We start from the raw sequence: 6,824 nt of genomic DNA on the forward strand, positions 1-6,824 counted from the left end.
CGACGTGAACAACAACAAGCCCTTCCCACGCTTCCGCGCCCTGGCGCTGGCCCTGGCGGTCAGCGCCGCGGCTGTCAACAGCCAGGCTGCAGAAGCCGGCAGCACCATCCAGATCCAGGCCCAACCGTTGGCATCAGCGCTGAACCAGCTCGGCCAGCAGACCAACCTGCAGCTGTTCTTCAGCCCCGAGCTGGTGGCCGGCAAGCAGGCCCCGGCGGTATCCGGCCAACTGGCGCCCGAACAGGCGCTACAGCAGTTGCTGCAAGGCAGCGGCCTGACCTACGAAATGTCCCAGGGCGCCGTGGTAGTCAAGCCGGCCCAGGCCGATGGCACCCTCACCACCGGCAGCCTGGAGCTGGCACCCACCGACATCAAGGTCGTGGGTGACTGGCTGGGCGATGCCCAGCAGAGCGTTGTGCAGAACCACCCCGGCGCGCGTACCGTAGTGCGCCGCGAGGCGATGGTGGAGAAGGGCGCAATGAACGTGCGCGACGTGCTGCGCGGTATCCCGGGCGTGCAGGTGCAGGATTCCAACGGCACCGGCGGCAGCGACCTGTCGCTGAACGTGGGCGTTCGCGGTCTGACTTCGCGCCTGTCGCCACGCTCCACGGTGCTGATCGACGGCATCCCCGCCGCTTTCGCGCCCTATGGCCAGCCGCAGCTGTCGATGGCGCCGATTTCCTCGGGCAACCTCGACAGTATCGATGTGGTGCGTGGCGCCGGCTCCGTGCGCTATGGCCCGCAGAACGTCGGCGGGGTGATCAACTTCGTTACCCGGGCGATCCCGGAGAAGGCCTCGGCCGAGCTGTCCACCACCCTGGAAACCTCCCAGCATGGTGGCTGGAAACACACCGAGTCGGCCTTCGTCGGCGGCACGGCGGACAACGGCATGGGCGTGGCGCTGCTGTACACCGGGGTGAATGGCAACGGCTACCGTGAAAGCAACAACGGCAACGACATCGACGATGTCATCCTCAAGACCCACTGGGCGCCGACCGACGTTGACGAGTTCTGGCTCAACTTCCACTACTACGACGGCCGTGCCGACATGCCCGGCGGCCTGACCCAGGCGCAGTACGACAGCAACCCGTACCAGTCGCTGCGCGACTACGACTACTTCGCCGGCCGGCGCAAGGACGTGTCGTTCAAGTGGCAGCGGCAGCTCGACGACGCTACCCAGTTCGAAGTGCTGACCTACTACACCGACAGCTTCCGCGGCAGCTCCATTGCCTCGCGCGACATGAAGACCCTGTCTTCGTACCCGCGCAACTACCACACCTTCGCCATCGAACCACGGCTGTCGCGGATCTTCTTCGCCGGCCCGACCACCCAGGAAGTCAGCGTGGGCTACCGCTACCTGAAGGAAGCGATGCGTGAGCAGTCGACCCGCCTGGCGCTGATCGACAACGTGCCCACGCCGACCCCGACCTCCGATGGCCATGTGTTCCAGGACCGAAGCGGTGGTACCGAGGCCAGCGCCTACTACATCGACGACAAGATCGACGTGGGTAACTGGACCATCACCCCGGGTATCCGCTTCGAGCACATCAACACCGACTGGCGTGACCGCCCGGTGCTCGGCGCCAACGGCAAGCCAGTGCCGGAGAAGAAGCGCAGCATCACCAGCAACGAGCCGCTACCGGCGCTTAGCGTGATGTATCACATCTCCGATGCGTGGAAGGTGTTCGCTAACTACGAGACCTCGTTCGGCAGCCTGCAGTATTTCCAGCTGGGCCAGGGTGGTACTGGCAACAGCACGGCCAATGGCCTGGAGCCGGAAAAGGCCAAGACCTACGAGATCGGTACCCGCTATGACAATGGCGGCTTTGCTGGTGAGCTGACGGCGTTCTACATCGACTTCGATGACGAACTGCAGTACATCAGCAATGATGTGGGCTGGACCAACCTCGGTGCCACCAAGCACCAGGGTATCGAGGCCTCGGTGCGCTACGACCTGGACGGGCTGGACCCGCGCCTGGAAGGGCTGTCGGTGAGCGGCGGCTATACCTATACCCGCGCTACTTATGAAGGGGACATTCCTGGCTTCAAGGGCCGTGACCTGCCGTTCTATTCACGCCAGGTGGCCACTGCCGGCGTGCGTTACGCGGTCAACCACTGGACCTGGAACCTGGATGCCTACGCCCAATCCAAGCAGCGTGCACCGGGTACCGGGATCAATGCCGATGGCAGTTTCAACGGTGACTACATCACCGAGCCGAGTGCGGATGGGCAGTTTGGCGATATCCCGGGTTATGTGACCTGGCATGCCCGCGGCGGGTATGAGTTCGGGCCGCAGATGTCCAACCTGAAGCTGGCGGCGGGGGTGAAGAACCTGTTCGACAAGCAGTACTTCACCCGCTCCAGCGACAACAATGCCGGCATCTATGTGGGTGAGCCGCGCACCTTCTATGTGCAGGCCAGTGTAGGGTTCTGAGCCGAGATCGCCGGGGCCGCTGTGCGGCCCATCGCGACACAAGGCCGCTCCCACAGGTACCGCGCCAAGCCCGAGGCTGATGCTGTACTTGTGGGAGCGGCCTTGTGTCGCGAAAGGGGCGCACAGCGCCCCCAGGGATTAAGAAACCACCGCCTCGGCCGGCGAGACAATGCAGGTCTTTGCCCCGCGCGAACGCCCCGAGCTCAGGTACGCCGCAATCGACTCCTGCGTCACCTCGCCCAAAAACACTTGCTCGGCATCCAGCACCGGCAGCCACGCCCGGTTGAACTCGTACATCCGCGACAACAGGATGCGCAAATGCTCATCATGCGCCGCCGTGGCGTTGAATGGTCGCAGGAAGTCGCCACAGGTCCCTTGCTGGCGATGCATATCGCGCCGGCGCACGTAGCCCAGCGCCTTGTTCTGCGCATCGGTCACCACCACGTAGCGGCGGTCGTGCTCGTCCAGCAGCTCCAGCGCATCGCTCACTGGCGTCTGCGGGCTCACCGATGGCGCGTTGTCCGCCGCATCCTCCGCACGCACCAGCAGCAGGCGCTTGAGGGTGCTGTCCTGGCCGACGAAGTTGCTGACGAACTCATCTGCCGGGTGCGCCAGCAAGGTGTCCGGGTGGTCCAGCTGCAACAGCTTGCCGGCACGGAAGATGGCGATCTTGTCGCCCAGCTTGATCGCTTCGTCGATGTCGTGGCTGACCATGATCACGGTCTTGTTCAAGGCCCGCTGCATCTCGAAGAACTCGTTCTGGATCATCTCGCGGTTGATCGGGTCGACCGCACCGAACGGCTCGTCCATCAGCAGCACCGGCGCTTCTGCCGCCAAGGCGCGGATCACGCCGATGCGCTGCTGCTGGCCACCGGACAGCTCGCGCGGGTAACGCTGCAGGTACTGCTTGGGCTCCAGCTTGATCATGTGCATCAGCTCGCGGGCGCGCTCATGGCACTTCTGTTTGTCCCAGCCGAGCAGGCGCGGCACCACGGTGATGTTCTCCTCGATGGTCATGTTGGGGAACAGGCCGATCTGCTGGATGACATAGCCGATATGCCGGCGCAGGGTGACTTCGTCCAGCCCGGTGGTGTCTTCGCCATTGATGAACACCTGGCCAGAAGTGGGGGTGATCAGGCGGTTGATCATTTTCAGGGTAGTGCTCTTGCCGCAGCCCGAGGGGCCAAGGAACACGCAAATTTCCCCTTCGTTGACGGTGAGGCTTACCGAGTCCACGGCTTTGACGTCCTTGCCGTTGACGTTGAAGGTTTTGCTGAGGTTCTTCAGTTCGATCATGAGCGCAGTCCTTCTGGAGTCAGGGCACGTTGCAGGGTTTGCAGGAGCAGGTCGGCGATGATCGCCAGCAGGCTGACCAGCACGGCGCCGACCAGCAGCATCGACATGTCGCTGCGGCTGATGGAGGTGAGGATGAGTACGCCCAGGCCGCCGGCGCCGATGGTAGCGGCGATGGTCATCACGCCGATGTTCATCACCACGGCGGTGCGCACGCCGGCAAGTATCACCGGCACGGCGATGGGCAGTTCGACCATGCGCAGGCGCTGGCCGAAGGTCATGCCGATGCCGCGCGCGGCTTCACGGATGCCGGGCTCGACGTTGGTCAGGGCCAGGTAGGTGTTGCGCATGATCGGCAGCAGCGAATACAGGAACACCGCGGTTATCGCGGGTAGTGGGCCAAGCCCTTGGCCGAACCTGGAGTAGAACGGCAGCAGCAGGCCGAACAGGGCGATGGACGGGATGGTCAGCAGCACGGTGGCGCTAGCCTGCAACGGGCCGGCAAATGCCGGGAAACGGGTCATGAGGATGCCCAGCGGCACCCCGACCAGAATCGCCAGGCCCACGGCGACGCCCACCAGCATGATGTGCTGCCAGGTCAGTTGCAGCACCTGGGCCCAGTCCAGGTGGTTGAAGGTTTCGATCAGGTTCATGGCTGGCCCTCGCTGTTCAGTGGGTGCTCACGCAGGAAGGTGGCGGCCACGGCAGTCGGGTTCTGGTGCTCGACATCGACCTTGGCGTTGAGCTGGCGCATGGTTGCGTCATCCAGCTGCTCGGCCAGTGGCTTGAGCAGGCCGGCCAGCTGCGGGTTGGCGTCGAGCACGGCTTTGCGCACCACCGGCGCGGCGGTGTAGTCAGGGAAGTAGTGCTTGTCGTCCTCCAGCAGCTTGAGGTCGAAGGCGTTCAGGCGGCCGTCGGTGGTGTACACCAGCCCGGCGAACACCTGGTTGTTGCGCATCGCGGTGTACACCAGGCCACCGTCCATCTGGCGGATGTTGCGGCGGTCCAGTGGCAGGCCATACATCTCGCGCAGGCCGACCAGGCCATCGGGGCGGTTGGCGAACTCGGTATCCAGCGCCACCAGGTGGGTGTGCTGGCTTTCGGCTTGCAGTACCTCGTTGAGGTCGCTGATGGTGTTGACCTGTGGATAGGCCTCGGCCACTTGTTTGGGCAGGCCCAGCGCGTAAGTGTTGCTGAACTTCGACGGGGTCAGCCAGATCAGGTCCTTCTTCGCATCCAGCGCCTTCACCCTGGCGAAGGTGGCCTCGGCACTGGGCATGCGCTCGTCGATATGGTTGTACGACACCAGCGACACGCCGGTGTATTCCCACATCAGGTCGAGCTGGCCGGTTTCCTGGGCCTGGCGCGCGATATTGCTGCCAAGGCCGGTGGTGACGCGCACGTCATAGCCATTGGCGCGCAGGTATTGGGCGGTGATTTCGGCGAGTACGGTCTGTTCGGTGAACACCCGCGCGCCGATGCGGATCAGCGGTTTGTCCGCTGCCTGGGCAAATCCTGCGAACAGCAGGGCCGCGCCCAGCAGCAAGGCGATTCTCTTGTTCATACGTTCCCTATCTTTATTGGGCCAGGCCACGTTCCAGCCAGCGCTTGCTGGAGAAACTCACCGCCGCGTCCAGCGCCAGTGCCAGCAGGGCGGTGCAGGCGGCCCCCAGCAGCAGCTGTGGCTGGTTGTTCAGGGCGATGCCGGGGAAGATCAGGCTGCCCAGGCTGTTGGCGCCAATCAGGAACGCCAGTGGTGCGGTGCCGACGTTCAGCGCCAGGGCAACGCGCACACCGCCAACGATGATCGGCACGGCGTTGGGCAATTCCACTTGCCACAATTGCTGGCGCGGGGTCATGCCTATGCCGGTGGCGGCTTCCTTGAGCGAGGCGGGGACGTTTTTCAGGCCCTCGTAGGTGTTGCGCACGATGGGCAGGAGGGAGGCGAGGAACAGCGCGAAGATCGCGGGCCCGGCGCCGATGCCCAGGATACTCAGGGCGATGGCCAGAACGGCCAGGGGAGGGATGGTGTTACCAACGTTGAAGAACTGCATGAAACGCTCGGCCTTGTCGACCCGGTGCGGTCGACTCAAGGCAATGCCGGCGGGGATGCCCACGGCCAGCGCCGCCGCCATCGAAGCCAGCACCAGTACCAGGTGCGCTTGCAGGTAGAACCCAAGATCGTCGCGATAACGGGCGATCGTGTCGATGCCGATCCAATGGACCAGCAGGGCCAGGATGACGAGCACGGCGGCCCATCCCAACAGCCCTTTTCCGTAGCGTTTAGCCACAGGCGGACTCCTTGTTTAGTCGGCGAGCACACTTCTTGGTTGCCGGCCAGTCCTGGCGGCGGGTGGTGTGTTCGCGAGTAGCAGCGTGACGCACGCCGAAGGCTGCGATCAGGCCATGAGCCGAACCCCGTCGGGCCCGAAAATGCTGATGAAACCAGCTCCCCAACCGAAGCGGGTTGCAGGGGAGTGGACGTCTCCGTGGGCGTAAAGGTTCCCATCTGGGGCGGCATTTGGCCAGCGTTAATCACTGCCCTTGTGGAAATTTGACGAGAAAAAACAGTAGGTTGATGCGCTGTAGACGTTGAAACAACTGCCCTGTGGCCATTTGTCGTGATAAAGCGATTGCCTGGCGAACTTGTGGTGTGTGGACGGGCCCTTTCGCGGGTAAACCCGCTCCCACAGTGACCGCACCGCATCCGATACCTGTGCAGTACCTGTGGGAGCGGGTTTACCCGCGAAAGGGCCGGTACAGGCACCACGCATTCCTCAGGTTTTGGTCCCGGGCCCAACTTCAGGTATGATATCGCCCCTTTTTAATCCCCCAAGTCAGGCGATTTCCCATGACCAACCAGGCCGCCGAAGTCGCGAAGCGCCGCACTTTCGCAATCATTTCCCACCCCGACGCCGGTAAGACCACCATCACCGAGAAGCTGTTGCTGATGGGCAAGGCCATTGCCGTCGCCGGTACCGTGAAGTCGCGCAAGTCCGACCGCCACGCCACCTCCGACTGGATGGAAATGGAGAAACAGCGCGGCATCTCCATCACCACCTCGGTGATGCAGTTCCCGTACCGCGAGCACATGATC

The 6,824-nt window shown here is 63.6% G+C and carries 6 protein-coding genes; 2 read left to right on the forward strand and 4 right to left on the reverse strand.

The genetic code is table 11. The annotated features are described in order from the left end of the window. Positions 1-4: 4 nt before the first annotated feature. Positions 5-2,434 carry a TonB-dependent siderophore receptor gene (locus JV551A3_RS06360; protein ID WP_133970426.1) on the forward strand — a complete coding sequence of 810 codons (2,430 nt, stop codon included), beginning with the start codon at positions 5-7 and terminating at the stop codon, positions 2,432-2,434. Between the two features lie 138 nt (positions 2,435-2,572). Here the strand turns inward: JV551A3_RS06360 and JV551A3_RS06365 are convergent, their stop codons facing one another. Genes JV551A3_RS06365 through JV551A3_RS06380 form a run of 4 tightly spaced genes read right to left on the reverse strand, consistent with a single transcriptional unit; the run spans position 2,573 to position 6,018 of the window. Beyond that, complete coding sequence (locus JV551A3_RS06365) at positions 2,573-3,730, reverse strand: osmoprotectant ABC transporter ATP-binding protein OsmV (RefSeq protein WP_133970425.1); 1,158 nt, start codon at positions 3,728-3,730, stop codon at positions 2,573-2,575. Then, positions 3,727-4,380 (reverse strand): ABC transporter permease, encoded by a 654-nt coding sequence (locus JV551A3_RS06370; protein WP_133970424.1) that lies wholly within the window; start codon positions 4,378-4,380, stop codon positions 3,727-3,729. Before JV551A3_RS06370 ends, JV551A3_RS06365 begins: the two co-directional genes overlap by 4 nt. Beyond that, complete coding sequence (locus JV551A3_RS06375) at positions 4,377-5,291, reverse strand: glycine betaine ABC transporter substrate-binding protein (RefSeq protein WP_133970423.1); 915 nt, start codon at positions 5,289-5,291, stop codon at positions 4,377-4,379. Before JV551A3_RS06375 ends, JV551A3_RS06370 begins: the two co-directional genes overlap by 4 nt. A gap of 13 nt (positions 5,292-5,304) precedes the next feature. Then, positions 5,305-6,018: an ABC transporter permease gene (locus tag JV551A3_RS06380; protein ID WP_133970422.1), complete on the reverse strand. Its 714-nt coding sequence runs from the start codon at positions 6,016-6,018 to the stop codon at positions 5,305-5,307. 560 nt (positions 6,019-6,578) lie between these two features. On the opposite strand from JV551A3_RS06380, the gene JV551A3_RS06385 reads away from it, so the two are divergent. Then, positions 6,579-6,824: GTP-binding protein (locus tag JV551A3_RS06385; protein ID WP_235874547.1), on the forward strand; the 246-nt coding region annotated here is incomplete at its 3' end.

Origin of the sequence: Pseudomonas inefficax, from assembly GCF_900277125.1 — a bacterium.
GTDB classification, from domain to species: domain Bacteria; phylum Pseudomonadota; class Gammaproteobacteria; order Pseudomonadales; family Pseudomonadaceae; genus Aquipseudomonas; species Aquipseudomonas inefficax.